Source organism: Streptomyces sp. NPDC012769 (genome assembly GCF_042901205.1).
In the GTDB taxonomy this organism is placed as follows: Bacteria; Actinomycetota; Actinomycetes; order Streptomycetales; family Streptomycetaceae; genus Streptomyces.
This window is the reverse complement of record NZ_JBIBCP010000004.1, coordinates 643,217-657,985: the sequence shown is the minus strand read 5'-3', so window position 1 is coordinate 657,985 and position 14,769 is coordinate 643,217. Positions and strand designations below refer to the sequence as shown.

Here is a 14,769-nt window from a genome sequence, read left to right as displayed (position 1 = left end):
CCGGGAAGCACCGGGAAGCACCGGGAACCACCGGGAAGCACCGGGATCCACCGGGAAACGAGCGCGCCCGCCTCTCCGTCGTCACGGAGGGCGGGCGCTCGGCGTTCCTGGCCCTGCGGCTCAGGCCTCCTGGCGGTCCGCGGCGGCCGTCACCGCCCGGATCAGCCGCTCGTTCTCCGGCGCGCCCGGGCCGCCGGCGAAGGCGCAGCGGCGGCGGGCGTAGCTGTAGGAGAGGGACCGGGAGGCGTCCGCGAAGGACTGGGTGCCGGGGACGCCGCTGTGGCCGATCGCCGTCGGGCCGAGCTCGGGGTGCCGGGTGGCGAGCGGGACGAAGCCGAGGCTGAAGGCGTTCTTCTCGCCGGTGACCAGGTCCGTGCCGGAGGAGTGGACGCGGGAGACCTCGGCGAGGACGTCCGGCTTGAGGAGCGGGGGCCGGCCGTCGAGCTCGCCCGCGACCGCCGCGTACATCCGGGCGAGGCCGCGCGCGCTGCCGACGCCGCCGCCGGAGAGCGGGGCCGCGACGTGCAGGGCGCGGGAGTTGCCGTACGCGAGGACGTCGAAGGGCGGCTCGGTGTGCAGGCAGAAGGCGATGGCCATCAGGCTGTCGGGGGCGATCGGGTTCGCCTCCTGGAGGGCCTGCTGGGCCGGGGTGGGCAGCATCGGCAGGGCCGGGCGGAAGCGGGACTCCAGCTCCTCGGGGAGGCCGAGGTGGTACTCGATCCCGTAGGGGGCGCGGATCCGCTCCTCGTAGAGCTCCTGGACCGTCCGGCCGGTGGCCCGCAGGACCACCTCGCCGGCCAGGGCGCCGAAGGCGAGGGCGTGGTAGCCGTGCCCGGTGTCCGGCTCCCAGTAGGGGCGGTGGGCGGCGATCCGGGCCGCGACCAGCCGGTCGTCGGCGAGCTCGTCGAGGCTGAAGCCGCCCTCGACGCCGATCGCCCCGGCCCGGTGGGCGAGCAGGCCGCGCAGGGTGACCGCGCCCTTGCCCTCGGCGGCGAACTCGGGCCAGTAGGACGCCACTTCCCGGTCGAGGTCGAGCGCGCCCTCCTGGACGAGCAGGGCGACGACCAGGGCGGTGGCGCCCTTGGCGGAGGAGTAGAGGGCGAGCAGCGAGTCGCCGTCGACCCCGTCGCCGCCCCACAGGTCGACGACCTGGCGGCCCCGGTGGTAGACCGCGAGCTGGGCGCCGCCGTCGCGCGCCTCGTCGGCGACGACGCCGGCGAACTCCTCCCGCACGGACTCGAATCCGGGCGCCACCGTGCCGTGGACCTCGCTCATCGCACTCCCCCTCGTCCTCGCGAACTGCCTTCCGGGGAGGGAACGATCACCGGCGCGGCCGGATTCCCGCACGGGCTCGCCGCTGCGTGTCCCGGCAGCGGATCCCGGCCGGCGGGTGCCGTGCCTCGGTGCCGCCCCGTCGCCGGTCCCGTGCCGCAGCCGGCTCGATTGTCAGTGGCGGCCGCTAGCGTCGGCGGCATGGAATTCCGTATCGACAGCGGTGTGTTGACCGAGGCCGTGGCCTGGGCCGCGCGTGTGCTGCCCGTCCGCTCCCCCGTCCCCGTGCTCGGCGGTCTGCTTCTGGAGGCGGCGGACGGCGGTCTGCGCGTCTCGGGTCTCGACTACGAGGCATCCGCCCGGATCGAGGTGGACGCCGACACCGGGCGCGAGGGCCGGGCGCTGGTGCTCGGGCGGCGGCTGCTCGACATCTGCAAGGTGCTGCCGCAGGGCCCGGTGGACTTCGCGGTCGACGGGGCGCGCCTCTCGGTGACCGGCGGTGACGCCCGTTTCGGGCTCTCGCTGCTGCCCCTGGACGACTATCCGGCCCAGCCCGCGCTGCCCGCGTGGTGCGGCGAGGTGGACGCGGACGCCTTCGCCGCCGCCGTGGGGCACGTGGCGGTGGCGGCCGGCCGGGACGACTCGCTGCCGGTGCTGACCGGGATACGGCTCGGCCTGGACGGCACGACGATGACACTGGCCGCCACCGACCGCTACCGGTACGCGGTGCGCACCCTGGAGTGGAAGCCGGACGCCGGCGCGAAGGCGGCCGCCGACGTGGTGGTGCCCGCGCGCCGGCTCACCGAGATCGCGCGCTCGCTGGCCGGTGCGGGGACGGTCCGGCTCGCCCTTGACGGCGGCTCGTTCGGCTTCGAGAGCGGCGGCATGCGGACGACGACCCGCCTCCTCGACGGCCGGCTGCCCCGGCACGACAAGCTCTTCGCGCTCGGGGAGCACGCGGTGGCCGTCACCGAGCGGGCCCCGCTGGTCGAGGCGGTGCGGCGGGTCGCGGTGGTGGCGGAGGGCGACAGTCCGGTGCAGCTCGCGTTCGACGGCACGACGGTGCACCTTCAGGCCGGGTACGAGGACGACGTGGCCTCGCAGCGGCTGCCGGCCGCGCTGACCGGGGCCGAGTCGATGACGGTCGCCTTCAACCCGGGCTATCTGCTCGACGCGCTCGGCTCGTTCGAGGCCTCCACGCTGCGGCTGCGGCTGCTCGGTCCGGGGCAGCGGGCGCTGATCACCGCCGGGGAGGGCGACGCCCACCGCCATCTGCTGATGTCGGTGAAGCCGCTGGTCTGACCCGAGGGGGTCCGGCGTTCAGAAGCCTCCGCCGCCGTCGAAGCCTCCGCCCCCGTCGAAGCCTCCGCCGCCGCCGAAGTCGCCGGAGCCGAAGTCGCCGGAGCTGAAGTCGGCGCCGGAGAAGTCGCCGCCCTGGAAGTCCTGGAAGTCACCGCCGCCGTATTCGCCGGCGTAGGCCGGGGTGGCGAGCATCGAGCCGAGCATGGTGCCCATGAGCAGGCCGGGCAGCAGGCCGCCGCCGAAATAGCCGCCGGCCCACGGGCCGTACGCCGGTCCCGCCTCCCAGTAGGGGCGGCGGCCGCCGTCGGTGGCGACGGTGCGGGCCTGCGGGTCGAGGCCCTCGTCCAGGCGGGCCGCGTCGGCGGCGCAGACCGGGACCTGCCGGGCGGCGCCGCCCGCCGGCGTCCAGGTGCGGTCCTCCGCGGAGGGGCCGTGGCGCGGGTCGAAGAAGCAGGGCGGGCGCCGCTCGGGCAGCGGCCGGCCCTCGCGGCGGGCGGCCAGGACGGCGAGCGACCAGCGGCCGTCCTCCAGGGCCTGGGTGACCGCGCGCACGTCGTGCGGGTGGGTCGCGGAGCCCATGAGGGACTTCGCCTGGTCGTAGGAGTCGAGGGCCCGCTCGTAGTCGCCCCGCATGGCGTCGTCCGCGCCCGCCTCCGCCGGATGGAAGTCGAGCCGCTCCAGCTCCTCGCCGAAGGCGGTGATGTCCTCGTCGACCACGACCCGCAGCCTGTCGAGGGCCTCTCGCTCCTCGGCCTCCTTGCGGCGCCGCTTCTGCCGGACGACCGCGTAGGCTCCGGCGCCGCCGGCCGCGGCGACCGCGCCCAGGGTGACCAGTCCGGCCACCGGCACTCCGGAGTCCTGGCCGACGGTGCCCCAGCTCGCGGGCGCGGAGCCGCGCAGGGTGGGCAGGGCCTGGTCGACGAAGTTGTTCAGCTCCGTCCTGGCGTCCACACCGGGCTGCCGTACGGAGGTGACGAGGTTGTCCACGGCGTCGGAGGACATCACCGACCGGTCGGCCTTGGCGTCGAAGCCGTCGCCGAGGCGGATCGCGTAGAGCCCGGTGATGCCGGTCTGGGTGCGCAGGTTCTGGAACAGGTCCTCGGGCGGGAACTGCGCGTTCGCGGGCAGTACGGCCACGAAGAGCGGCTTGTCGGCGTCCTTGATCTTCTCGGCGAGGGCGTCCGCGTCGGCCCGCGACAGCTGGGCGGCCGCGCCGGGGTCGACGTACACCGGGCCCTGCTTGAGGGCGGCGGCGGCGTCGGATATGCCCGTGGTCCTGGCACCCGCGGTGGGTGCCAGGACCAGGAGCAGCAGGAGTATCAGCCCGGCGAGGGCCGACAGTGCCGGCATCACCGGTATCGCCCTGGTCCTCATGGTTCGACGCTACCCGAACGGCGCCGAACAGGACATAGCAGGCATATCCCTAAATGCGGCGAAGGCGACTATTCCGCCGGTTCGATGCCCACCCGCAGCAGTCCGTAGGTGAAGGCGTCCTCCAGGGCCTGCCAGGAGGCGGCGATGACGTTCTCTCCGACGCCCACCGTCGACCACTCCCCGTTGCCGTCGCTGGTGGTGATCAGGACCCGGGTGGTGGACTCGGTGCCGTGGCGGCCCTCCAGGATGCGGACCTTGTAGTCGACCAGCTCGAACTTGGCGAGCTGCGGGTAGATCCGCTCCAGGGCGACGCGCATCGCCCGGTCGAGGGCGTTGACGGGGCCGTTGCCCTCGGCGGTGGCGACGATCCGCTCGCCCTTGGCCCACAGCTTCACCGTGGCCTCGTTGGCGTGGGTGCCGTCCGGGCGGTCCTCGACGATCGCCCGCCACGACTCCGTACGGAAGTAGCGGCGGGGCCTGCCCTCGGCCTCCTCGCGGAGCAGCAGCTCGAAGGAGGCGTCGGCCGCCTCGTAGGTGTAGCCCTGGAGCTCGCGCTCCTTGACCCGCTCGACCACCCGGGCGACGAGGGCCCGGTCGTCGCCCAGGTCGACGCCGAGCTCCTTGCCCTTGAGCTCGATGGAGGCGCGGCCGGCCATGTCGGAGACGAGCATCCGCATGGTGTTGCCGACCAGCTCGGGGTCGATGTGCTGGTAGAGGTCCGGGTCCACCTTGATGGCGGAGGCGTGCAGGCCCGCCTTGTGCGCGAAGGCGGAGACGCCCACGTACGGCTGGTGGGTGGAGGGGGTGAGGTTGACGACCTCGGCGATGGCGTGCGAGATCCGGGTCATCTCGGCGAGCGCGCCCTCGGGCAGCACCTTCTTGCCGTACTTCAGCTCCAGGGCCGCGACCACGGGGAAGAGGTTGGCGTTGCCCACCCGCTCGCCGTAGCCGTTGGCCGTGCACTGGACGTGGGTGGCGCCGGCGTCGACGGCGGCGAGGGTGTTGGCGACGGCGCAGCCGGTGTCGTCCTGGGCGTGGATGCCGAGGCGGGCGCCGGTGTCGGCGAGGACGGTGGCGACGACGGCCTGGATCTGGGCGGGCAGCATGCCGCCGTTGGTGTCGCACAGGACGACCACGTCGGCGCCGGCCTCGTGGGCGGCGCGGACCACGGCCTTGGCGTAGTCCGGGTTGCCCTTGTAGCCGTCGAAGAAGTGCTCGCAGTCGACGAAGACCCGGCGGCCCTGGGAGCGCAGGTAGGAGACGGTGTCGCGGACCATCTCCAGGTTCTCGTCCAGGGTGGTGCGCAGGGCCAGCTCGACATGCCGGTCGTGCGACTTGGCGACCAGGGTGATCACCGGAGCACCGGAGTCGAGCAGCGCCTTGACCTGCGGGTCCTCGGCGGCGTTGCCGCCGGCCCTGCGGGTGGCGCCGAAGGCGACGAGCTGCGCGTTGCGGAACTCGATCTCCTGCTTGGCGCGGGCGAAGAACTCCGTGTCGCGCGGGTTGGCTCCGGGCCAGCCGCCCTCGATGAAGCCCACGCCGAACTCGTCGAGGTGTCGCGCGATGGTCAGCTTGTCCGCGACGGTGAGGTTGATGCCTTCACGCTGCGCCCCGTCGCGCAGCGTCGTGTCGAAGACGTGGAAGCTGTCGTCGACGTGGCCGGCGTCCAGCCGCGAGCTCTCGCCGTTCTCCGTGGTCATGACTCTGATGGCTCCTGTCGGATGTGGCTCCGGAAGGTCTGGATCCACTTGCCCCCATTCTCACGCGCTGTCCGCTTCCGGCGATTGGTGGGGCCGGAAAACGAAAAAACCCCTCGCGGGTGCGAGAGGTCTGCGCGCGGGTCTGGGGCACGGTGGCCGCTGCCGCGGGGGTGGAGTCCCGCGGTTCAGCGGTCACTGCGGACCGGCGCGCTGCTGCCGATAATCATGGTGGTAGCGAGCACGCCGGAAGTCTGCCACACCCGCGCGCGACGGCGGACGCGAATCTCACGATGCGGAATCCGCGGCGGCTTCCCTCGTCCGTACGGGCGTGGCGGCGGGCTCGCGTTCGGTGCGGCCGACCCGGCCCAGGTCGATGTCGCGGGTCTCGCGCATGGTGACGTACACGATCAGGGAGACGGCCGCGCAGCCCGCGACGTACCAGTAGTAGCCGGACTCGACGCCCGCGTCCTTGAACCACAGGGCGACGTACTCCGCCGTGCCGCCGAAGAGGGCGTTGGCGATCGCGTAGGGCAGGGCGACGCCGAGGGCGCGCACACCGGTCGGGAAGAGCTCGGCCTTCACACAGGCGTTGATCGAGGTGTAGCCGGTGATGACGACGAGCGCGAGCAGGGACAGGCCGAGGGCCGGCCAGAAGGAGCCCGCGTGCCGCAGCAGCGTCATGATCGGCACGGTGAGGAGGGTGGAGCCGACCGCGAAGGTGATCAGCAGCGGGCGGCGGCCGATCCGGTCGGAGAGCCGGCCGGCCAGCGGCTGGAGGCAGGCGAAGACGATCAGCGCGCAGAAGGACACCAGGGTGGCCGTCTGCTTGGACAGACCGGCGGAGTTGGACAGGTACTTGGTGAGGTAGGTGGTGTACGTGTAGTAGGCGACCGTGCCGCCCATGGTGAGCGCGATGACGAGGAAGGCCTCGCGCTTGTGCGCCCACAGGGCCTTGAGGGTGCCCTTCTCGCCGCTCTCGACGCCGGCGTCGGCGGTCTCCTCGTACACCTCGGTCTCCAGCATGTTGCGGCGCAGGTAGAAGACCACCGCCGCGCCGAGGGCGCCGATGATGAAGGGGATGCGCCAGCCCCAGCTGTGCAGGGCGTCGGCGGACATGGTCCGCTGCAGCACGATCTGGAGGCCGAGGCCCAGGATCTGGCCGGCGGTCATCGACACGTACTGGAAGCTGGAGGCGAAGCCGCGGTGCTCGGGGGCGGAGGCCTCGGTGAGGTAGGTGGCGCTGGCGGCGTACTCGCCGCCGACGGACAGGCCCTGGAGGAGCCGGGCCACGAGGAGGACGGCGGCGCCGCCGTATCCAGCGACGGAGTAGGTGGGGGCGACGGCGATGAGGACCGCCGAGGCGGACATCAGCGTCACGGTGAGGGTCAGGGCCGCCTTGCGGCCCTTGCGGTCACCGACCCGGCCGAGCAGCCAGCCGCCGACCGGCCGCATGAAGAAGCCGACGGCGAAGATGCCGGCCGTGTTCATGAGCTTGGCGGTGTCGTTCCCCTCGGGGAAGAACGCCCCCGCGAAGTAGGTCGCGAAGCTCGCGTACACGAACCAGTCGAACCACTCGACCATGTTTCCGGCCGAGCCGACCCAGATCTTCTTCCAGTGCTCTCGTCCCATGGCCCCGAACCGTGCCGGAGGCGGCCCGGCCGCAACAAGGGTGCAACGCGCAACGATCGGGAGTACTTGCGTACCTAAAGATCACGGGATCAGGGTTTCGGCGATGAACTCCCTGACGTGGGCGAGGACTTGGGCCCGTCCGGTGCCGGGGATGCCGACGGCGACGTGCACGCTGAACCCGTCGAGCAGGGCCCGCATCCGGTGCGCGAACCGGTCCGGGTCGACGGCCCGGAACTCACCGCGCGACACGCCCTCGGCGATGATCGCGACGAGGTCCCGGTGCCAGGCGCCCTCGATGGCGGCCTGCCGGGCGCGGGCGTCGTCGTCGGCGTTCTGCGAGCGGTTCCAGACCTCCAGCCAGAGCGTCCAGTGCGGGTCGCGTGGCCCGTCGGGCACGTACACGTCGACATAGCCGTCGAGCCGCTCCCGCGCGGTGCCGGGGCCGGACAGCAGCGCGCTGCGCTCGGCGCCGAGCCGGCCCTCGCTCCACTCCAGGGTGCGCAGCAGCAGCTCGTCCTTGGTGCGGAAGTAGTAGAGGAGGTGCCCGCTGCTCATCCCGACCTGCCGCCCGAGGCCGGCCATGGTGAGCCCGTCGAGTCCGCGCTCGGCGATGGTGTCCATGGCGGCGGCGAGGACGTCCTCGCGCGGCGGGGCCGCCTGGTTGCGGCGGCGGGGGTGATGGGGCGGGTTGCTGCTCTGACTCACTCGTACGTTCTACAGGATGCCGCCGTCGGGCCCACGCCCGTAGGCATGGCGCATCACGACGGCGAGGTCGGCTTCGGGCAGGGTGGCGCGCAGCCGGGCGAGGACGGGCGGCAGATCGTCGTCGTCGATCACGCCGAGGTCCTCCTGCCGCAGGGCATGGATCAGCTCGACGAGGTCGGGGCGCAGCTCCATCCAGGCGCGGGAGGTGCGGATCTCCTCGTCGACCGCCTTCATGAACCAGCGCAGGACGTCGTACGGGATGTGCCGCTCGCCCCCGCGGGTGTCGAAGCAGACCGTCGGCTCCCGCGCCGGATCCTCGTCCGGCACGATCCCGATGGCCAGCTGCCGCAGGCCGTCCACCTCGTCCAGCTCCACGTACCAGGCGTCGTCGGGGACGGAGTACAGATACGTGAGGCTGTAGCGGCCGGAGGAGTGCGTGGTCATGGCCGCACGCTGTCACGGGGCGTGCGGCCATGACCAGCGGATTTGGCTAGGCCGTCGGGCCCGCCGGCTGCTGCTGGGTGATGCAGTGGATGCCGCCGCCGCCCGCGAAGATCGGGCGGGCGTCGACCAGGACGACCTCCCGCTCCGGGAAGAGCCGGCGGAAGATCCCGGCCGCGACCTCGTCGTTCGGGTCGTCGAAGCCGCACAGCACCACGCCGCCGTTGCAGAGGTAGTGGTTGATGTACGAGTAGTCGACCCAGTCGCCCTCCTCGTCCTTCAGGACGGTCGGGGCCGGAACCTCGATGACCTCCAGGGGGCGGCCCTGGGCGTCGGTCTGGCCGCGCAGGAGGTTGACGTAGAGCCGGGAGCGCTCGTGGTCGGGGTGGGCCGGGTCCTGCTGGCTGTGGACCAGGACCGTGCCGGGGCGGGCGAAGGCGGCGACGATGTCGACGTGGCCCTGGGTGCCGTACAGGCCGTAGTCGCCGGCCAGGCCGTGCGGGAGCCAGATCGCCTTGGTGGTGCCGAGCCTGGCGTGGATCTCGGCCTCGACCTCCTGACGGGTCCACTCGGGGTTGCGGCCCGCGCCCAGCTGCACCGTGTCGGTGAGCAGGACGGTGCCCTCGCCGTCGACGTGGATGGCGCCGCCCTCGTTGACAAGAGCGCTGCTCACCACCGGCACGCCGGCCACGTCGGCGACATGGCGGGCGATCTTGGAGTCGTGCTCCCAGCGGGCCCAGTCCTGGGCGCCCCAACCGTTGAACACCCAGTCCACGGCGGCGATCCGGCCCTCCTCGTCCTTGACGAAGGTGGGGCCGATGTCCCGCATCCAGGCGTCGTCCAGCTCGCGCTCGACCAGCTCGACGTCGTCGCCGAGCAGGGCGCGGGCGGACTCGCCGTCGCCGGGGGCCACGACCATCGTCACCGGCTCGAAGCGGCGCACGGCGCGGGCCACGGACGCCCACGCCTCACGGGCCTCGGCCAGCTCCTCCTCGTTGGTGAAGGTGGGGTTGGTGCTGGGCCAGGCCATCCAGGTCCGCTCGTGGGGGGTCCACTCGGCGGGCATGCGGTACGTCATGAGTACGGGTCCTAAGCAGGTCAGAGGAAGTAGAGGCGGTTGAGCGAGACGGACTCGGCCGCCTCCGAGCGGATCGGGGAGCCGTCGAGGGACACCAGGCCGGTGCGGCCGTCGACCTGGACGTCGCCGATGCGCGAGTTGAGGAGCAGGTTGCCGGGGCCGATCCCCCGGGTGCCGCGCACCGGGACGCGCCGGCGGCGGGTCGGCATGCGGTCGGAGCCGAGGTCGATCGCGGCCTGGGCGACGAACGCGACCGAGATGTCGGCGGCGGTCGCGCCGTGCCCGCCGAACAGCGGGCCGAGGACGAGCGGTTCGCAGGTGTCCGTGGCCGCGTTCGGATCGCCCACGACCCCCCACGCGGGGAAACCGGACTTCAGCACCAGCTGCGGCTTGGCGCCGAAGTACTCCGGCCGCCACAGCACGATGTCGGCCAGCTTGCCGACCTCGATCGAGCCGATCTCGTGGGCGAGGCCGTGGGCGATCGCCGGGTTGATGGTGAGCTTGGCCATGTAGCGGAGCACGCGCGCGTTGTCGTCGTGCGCGCCGTCGCCCTCCAGGGGGCCCAGCTCGGCCTTCATCTTCCCGGCCATGGCGAAGGTCCGGCGTACGGTCTCGCCGGCCCTTCCCATGCCCTGTGCGTCGGACGAGGTGATCCCGATCGCGCCCAGGTCGTGCAGGACGTCCTCCGCGCCCATCGTCCCGGCCCGGATCCGGTCGCGCGCCATGGCGGCGTCGCCGGGCAGGTCGGTCTTCAGGTCGTGGACGGAGACGATCATCCCGTAGTGCTCGGCGACCGCGTCGCGGCCGAAGGGCAGGGTGGGATTGGTGGAGGAGCCGATGACGTTCGGCACGCCCGCCATCTTCAGAACGTTCGGTACGTGTCCGCCGCCGCAGCCCTCGATGTGGAAGGCGTGGATCGTCCGGCCCTCCAGGACGGCCAGGGTGTCCTCCACCGACAGGCACTCGTTGAGGCCGTCCGAGTGCAGGGCGACCTGCACGTCGTACTCCTCGGCGACCCGGAGGGCGGTGTCGAGGGCGCGGGTGTGGGCGCCCATGTCCTCGTGGACCTTGAAGCCGGACGCGCCGCCCTCGGCCAGGGCCTCGACGAGGGGCGCCGGGTCCGAGGAGGAGCCGCGGCCGAGGAAGCCGACGTTGACCGGCCAGGCGTCGAAGGCGTTGAAGGCGTGCTTGAGCGCCCAGGGCGAGTTGACGCCGACGCCCCAGACGGGGCCGAACTCCTGCCCGATGACCGTGGTGACGCCGCTGGAGAGCGAGGCCTCCATGATCCGGGGCGAGAGCAGGTGGACGTGGGTGTCGACGGCGCCTGCGGTGGCGATCAGGCCCTCGCCGGAGACGATCGAGGTGCCGGTGCCGACGACGACGTCGACGCCGTCGAGGGTGTCGGGGTTGCCGGCCCGGCCGATGGCGTGGATCCGGCCCTCGCGGATGCCGATGGAGACCTTGCGGATGCCCTGGACGGCGTCGATGACCAGGACGTTGCTGATCACGACGTCGCAGGTCTCGCGGACGGCGGCGGCCTTGAGGTGCAGCCCGTCGCGGGCGGTCTTGCCGAAGCCGGCCAGGAACTCGTCGCCGGCCCGCTGGGAGTCGGACTCGACGCGTACGACGAGGCCGGAGTCGCCCAGGACGACCCGGTCGCCGGCCCGCGGGCCGTGCACGGAGGCGTACTCGTAGGGGTCCATCAGTTGCCCTCCTTCTCGGGCTCGCCGGGCGCGCCGGGCGCGGTGGTCTCGACACCCAGGTATCCGCAGGCGGCGGCCCTGCGCAGGGCCTCCTCCTTCGCTCCGGGGGCGTCCAGCGGTCCGTCGACCAGGCCCGCGAAGCCGATGGCGACACGGGCGCCGCCGATGGGGACGAGGCCGACCTCGGCCTCGCCGCCCGGGTCGAAGCGGAAGGACGCGCCGGCCGGGATGGCCAGGCGCATGCCGTACGCGGCGGCGCGTTCGAAGGCCAGCCGCGGGTTGGCCTCGAAGAAGTGGAAGTGGGAGGTCACGCTGACCGGGACCGTCGCGGTGTTGCGGACGGTCAGCGTGACGGCCGGCTCCGCCTCCTCGTACGCGGGCCCGGGGAGCAGCGCGCCGGGCGCGCCCGCTCCCAGGGAGCCCCCGCCGATGGGGTCGGAGACGACGGCCAGCCGTGATCCGTCGTCGAAGACGGCCTCGACATGGACCTCGGTGACGACGTCGGCGACGCCCGGCAGGACGTCGTCGGGGCCGAGGACGGAGCGGGCCGCCTCGATCGCCTCGGCGAGTCGCTTGCCGTCGCGGGCGGCCTCGCAGACGGTGTCGGCGATGAGGGCGGTGGCCTCGGGCACATTCAGCCTCAGGCCACGGGCCCGGCGGGCGCGGGCGAGCTCGGCGGCTCCGAAGATCAGCAGCCGGTCGCGTTCCGTGGGGGTCAGTCGCACGCCCCAAACACCTCCTGCGTGAGCGACATATTTGAGCAACACTCTAAATGCTGAAACCGCAGCTTCCAAGCATTGACGTGACCGGACGACGTGAGTCACATTGAACGTCACTCTAAATCCCCCCACGCCGCCCTTCCCCCGTCCCCCCCCATTCCCCCGGGAGTCCCCATGGCGATAGAACAGCGCGGAGTCGACACCATCCCCGAGGCGGAACGCACCAGCGGCCCCCGCGATCTCGTCTCGATCCTGCTCGGCTCGAACCTCTGCCTCGGCGTGATCGTCTTCGGCTGGCTCCCGGTCTCCTTCGGGCTCGACCTGTGGGGCTCGGTGACCTCCGTCGTCGCCGGCACCCTCGTCGGCGTCGCCGTCACCGCCCCGCTCGCGCTCGTCTCGCTGCGCACCGCCACCAACCTCTCCACCTCCTCCGGCGCCTTCTTCGGCGTCCGCGGCCGGCTGGTCGGCTCGGTGGTGGGCCTGCTGCTCTCCCTCGGCTACACCGCGCTGACCCTGTGGATCGGCGGCGACGTGATGGTCGGCACGCTGGAGCGCCTGATCGGCCTGCCCACCGGCGACGCCACCCACGCCGCCGTCTACGCGCTGCTCGCCGCCCTCACCGTGGTCGCCGCGGTCTTCGGCTACCGGCTGCTGCTGAAGCTGAGCAAGGGCCTCGCCGTCGGCATGACCGTGCTGCTCGCCGTCGGACTCTTCGCCTACGCGGGCGACTTCACCACCGCCGCGGTGCCGGACACCCCGTATCTGCTGGGCTCGTTCTGGCCGACCTGGCTGCTGTCCGCCGTCGCCGCCGGGCTCAGCGGCCCGGTCGCCTTCATCACCCTGCTCGGCGACTACACCCGCTACGTCTCCCCCGAGCGGCACAGCCAGAAGTCCGTCTGGCGCGCCACCTGTCTGGGCCTGCTCGTCGGCCTGCTGATCCCCCAGCTCTTCGGCACCGTCACCGCCCTGGCGGCCCGCGGCGGCCTCGACTACGCCGGTCCGCTGGTCGCCGCCTCGCCGGTCTGGTACCTCGTCCCGCTGCTGATCGCCGCGACGGCCGGCTCCATCGGCAACGCCGGTCTGATGCTGTACTCGATGGGCCTCGACCTCGACGCGATCCTGCCGAAGGCCACCCGGGCCCGCGCCACCCTCGTCGTGGCGGTGGTCGCCACCGCCTTCGTCTTCCTCGGCCACTTCGCCTCGGACGCGCAGACCGCCATGACCTCGTTCGTGCTGCTGCTCACCGCGATCGGCACGCCGTGGGCGGTCATCACCCTGATCGGACACCGGCGTTGCCGCGGTACGTACGACGCGGAGGCGCTCCAGGTCTACAACCGGCGCTCGCGCGGCGGCGTCTACTGGTTCTCGGCCGGCTGGCACCCGCGCGCCACCGCCTCCTGGGCGATCGGCGCGGCCGTCGGTCTGGCCGCCGTGTCGACGCCGCTCTACGAGGGGCCGCTGCTCTCCCTGACCGGCGGGATCGACGCCAGCTTCGTGCTGTCCGGGCTGGTGGGCGGTGTGCTGTACGCGGTGCTCACGCCCGCGAAGGCTCCGGCACCGGAGACGGCCGCGGCCGAGGAGACGGCGCCTGCGCGGGAGACGGCTCCGGACGCGAAAGCGCCCGGGACGGTGACCGTCCCGGGCGCCCTGGTGGACTCGGAGTCGTAACTCCCCGTCCGTCACTTGCCGCCCAGCTCGTGCATCCAGCCGTGGACGTCCTCGGCCTTGCCGGTCTGGATGGCGAGCAGCGTCTCGCGCAGCCTCATCGTGACCTCGCCGGGCTCACCGCCCGAGTGCTGCCACTCGCCCCGGGCGGACTTGACCGTGCCGACCGGGGTGATGACGGCGGCGGTGCCGCACGCGAAGACCTCGGTGAGGCTGCCGTTCGCGGTGTCCTGCTGCCACTGGTCGATGGAGACCCGGCCCTCCTCGGGCTCGTAGCCGAGGTCGGCGGCGAGCTTGAGGAGGGAGTCGCGGGTGATGCCCGCGAGCAGCGAACCGGTGAGGGTCGGGGTGACGATCCTCGTCTTCTCGCCGTCCTTGCCGCCGTAGACGAAGTAGAGGTTCATGCCGCCGAGTTCCTCGACCCACTTGTGCTCGACCGCGTCGAGGTAGCAGACCTGGTCGCAGCCCTTCTCCGCCGCCTCCGCCTGCGCGAGCAGGGAGGCGGCGTAGTTGCCGCCGGTCTTGGCGTCGCCCACGCCGCCGGGGACGGCACGGACGCGGTCCTCGGACGCCCAGATGGAGACGGGCTTCACGCCGCCGGGGAAGTACGGTCCCGCCGGGGAGGCGATGACGACGAAGAGGTACTCGTTGGCCGGCCGGACACCGAGGCCGACCTCGGTCGCGATCATGAAGGGTCGCAGGTAGAGCGACGCCTCGCCGCCGTGCTCCGGCACCCACGCCTCGTCCTGGCGGACCAGGACGTCACAGGCCTCGATGAAGGTCTCGACCGGCAGCTCGGGCATGCCGAGCCGGTGCGCGGAGCGCTGGAAGCGGCGGGCGTTGGCGTCCGGGCGGAAGCTGGCGACGGAGCCGTCGGGGCGGCGGTAGGCCTTCAGGCCCTCGAAGATCTCCTGCGCGTAGTGCAGGACGTTGGTCGCCGGGTCCAGGGAGAGCGGGCCGTACGGCACGAGCTCGCCGTCGTGCCAGCCGCGGCCCTCCGTCCAGCGGATGGTGACCATGTGGTCGGTGAAGTGCCGGCCGAATCCCGGGTTGGCCAGGATCGCCTCGCGCTCCGCGTCGGACAGCGGGCTGGAGGAGGGCTTGAGCTCGATGGTGGGCGTCGTCATGAGTGCTTGTCCTTCACCGGTTGTGTGGGTCGGACCGCGCTCACGCCGCTCCGC

General features: G+C 72.6%; 12 protein-coding genes. 2 read left to right on the top strand and 10 right to left on the bottom strand.

Annotated elements, in window-relative coordinates:
* Positions 1-120 precede the first annotated feature (120 nt).
* A complete protein-coding gene (locus ACFY7C_RS24180; RefSeq protein ID WP_389654126.1) occupies positions 121-1,275 on the bottom strand; it encodes a serine hydrolase domain-containing protein in 1,155 nt (384 codons plus the stop codon).
* A 198-nt stretch (positions 1,276-1,473) separates the two neighbouring features.
* Here ACFY7C_RS24180 and dnaN point away from each other — a divergent pair, with 198 nt between their 5' ends.
* Positions 1,474-2,574, top strand: coding sequence for a DNA polymerase III subunit beta (gene dnaN, locus ACFY7C_RS24175; RefSeq protein WP_389654124.1), 1,101 nt, complete (start codon positions 1,474-1,476; stop codon positions 2,572-2,574).
* Positions 2,575-2,592: 18 nt separating this feature from the next.
* On the opposite strand, the gene ACFY7C_RS24170 is transcribed toward dnaN, so the two are convergent.
* The 8 genes from ACFY7C_RS24170 to ureA form a co-directional block, all read right to left on the bottom strand.
* Positions 2,593-3,948 carry a hypothetical protein gene (locus ACFY7C_RS24170; protein ID WP_389654122.1) on the bottom strand — a complete coding sequence of 452 codons (1,356 nt, stop codon included), beginning with the start codon at positions 3,946-3,948 and terminating at the stop codon, positions 2,593-2,595.
* 68 nt (positions 3,949-4,016) lie between these two features.
* Positions 4,017-5,648 carry a citramalate synthase gene (gene cimA / locus ACFY7C_RS24165; RefSeq protein ID WP_389654120.1) on the bottom strand — a complete coding sequence of 544 codons (1,632 nt, stop codon included), beginning with the start codon at positions 5,646-5,648 and terminating at the stop codon, positions 4,017-4,019.
* A 285-nt stretch (positions 5,649-5,933) separates the two neighbouring features.
* Positions 5,934-7,277 (bottom strand): MFS transporter, encoded by a 1,344-nt coding sequence (locus tag ACFY7C_RS24160; protein WP_389654118.1) that lies wholly within the window; start codon positions 7,275-7,277, stop codon positions 5,934-5,936.
* Between the two features lie 81 nt (positions 7,278-7,358).
* On the bottom strand, positions 7,359-7,898 hold the full coding sequence (locus ACFY7C_RS24155; RefSeq protein WP_389654487.1) for a TetR/AcrR family transcriptional regulator: 540 nt from the start codon (positions 7,896-7,898) through the stop codon (positions 7,359-7,361).
* A gap of 93 nt (positions 7,899-7,991) precedes the next feature.
* The gene (locus tag ACFY7C_RS24150) at positions 7,992-8,426 is read right to left on the bottom strand and encodes a hypothetical protein (RefSeq protein ID WP_389654116.1); all 435 of its coding nucleotides are present in this window, start codon (positions 8,424-8,426) and stop codon (positions 7,992-7,994) included.
* A gap of 46 nt (positions 8,427-8,472) precedes the next feature.
* Positions 8,473-9,501, bottom strand: coding sequence for an agmatine/peptidylarginine deiminase (locus tag ACFY7C_RS24145; protein ID WP_389654114.1), 1,029 nt, complete (start codon positions 9,499-9,501; stop codon positions 8,473-8,475).
* Positions 9,502-9,521: 20 nt separating this feature from the next.
* Positions 9,522-11,204, bottom strand: a complete 1,683-nt coding sequence (locus ACFY7C_RS24140) for an urease subunit alpha (RefSeq protein ID WP_389654112.1) — start codon at positions 11,202-11,204, stop codon at positions 9,522-9,524.
* Positions 11,204-11,929, bottom strand: coding sequence for an urease subunit gamma (gene ureA / locus ACFY7C_RS24135; protein WP_389654110.1), 726 nt, complete (start codon positions 11,927-11,929; stop codon positions 11,204-11,206). Before ureA ends, ACFY7C_RS24140 begins: the two co-directional genes overlap by 1 nt.
* 168 nt (positions 11,930-12,097) lie before the next feature.
* On the opposite strand from ureA, the gene ACFY7C_RS24130 reads away from it, so the two are divergent.
* A complete protein-coding gene (locus ACFY7C_RS24130; protein WP_389654108.1) occupies positions 12,098-13,591 on the top strand; it encodes a cytosine permease in 1,494 nt (497 codons plus the stop codon).
* Positions 13,592-13,602: 11 nt separating this feature from the next.
* Here the strand turns inward: ACFY7C_RS24130 and ACFY7C_RS24125 are convergent, their stop codons facing one another.
* Entirely contained in the window at positions 13,603-14,715 is a 1,113-nt protein-coding gene (locus ACFY7C_RS24125; protein ID WP_389654106.1) for a branched-chain amino acid aminotransferase, read from the bottom strand.
* Positions 14,716-14,769: the final 54 nt, after the last annotated feature.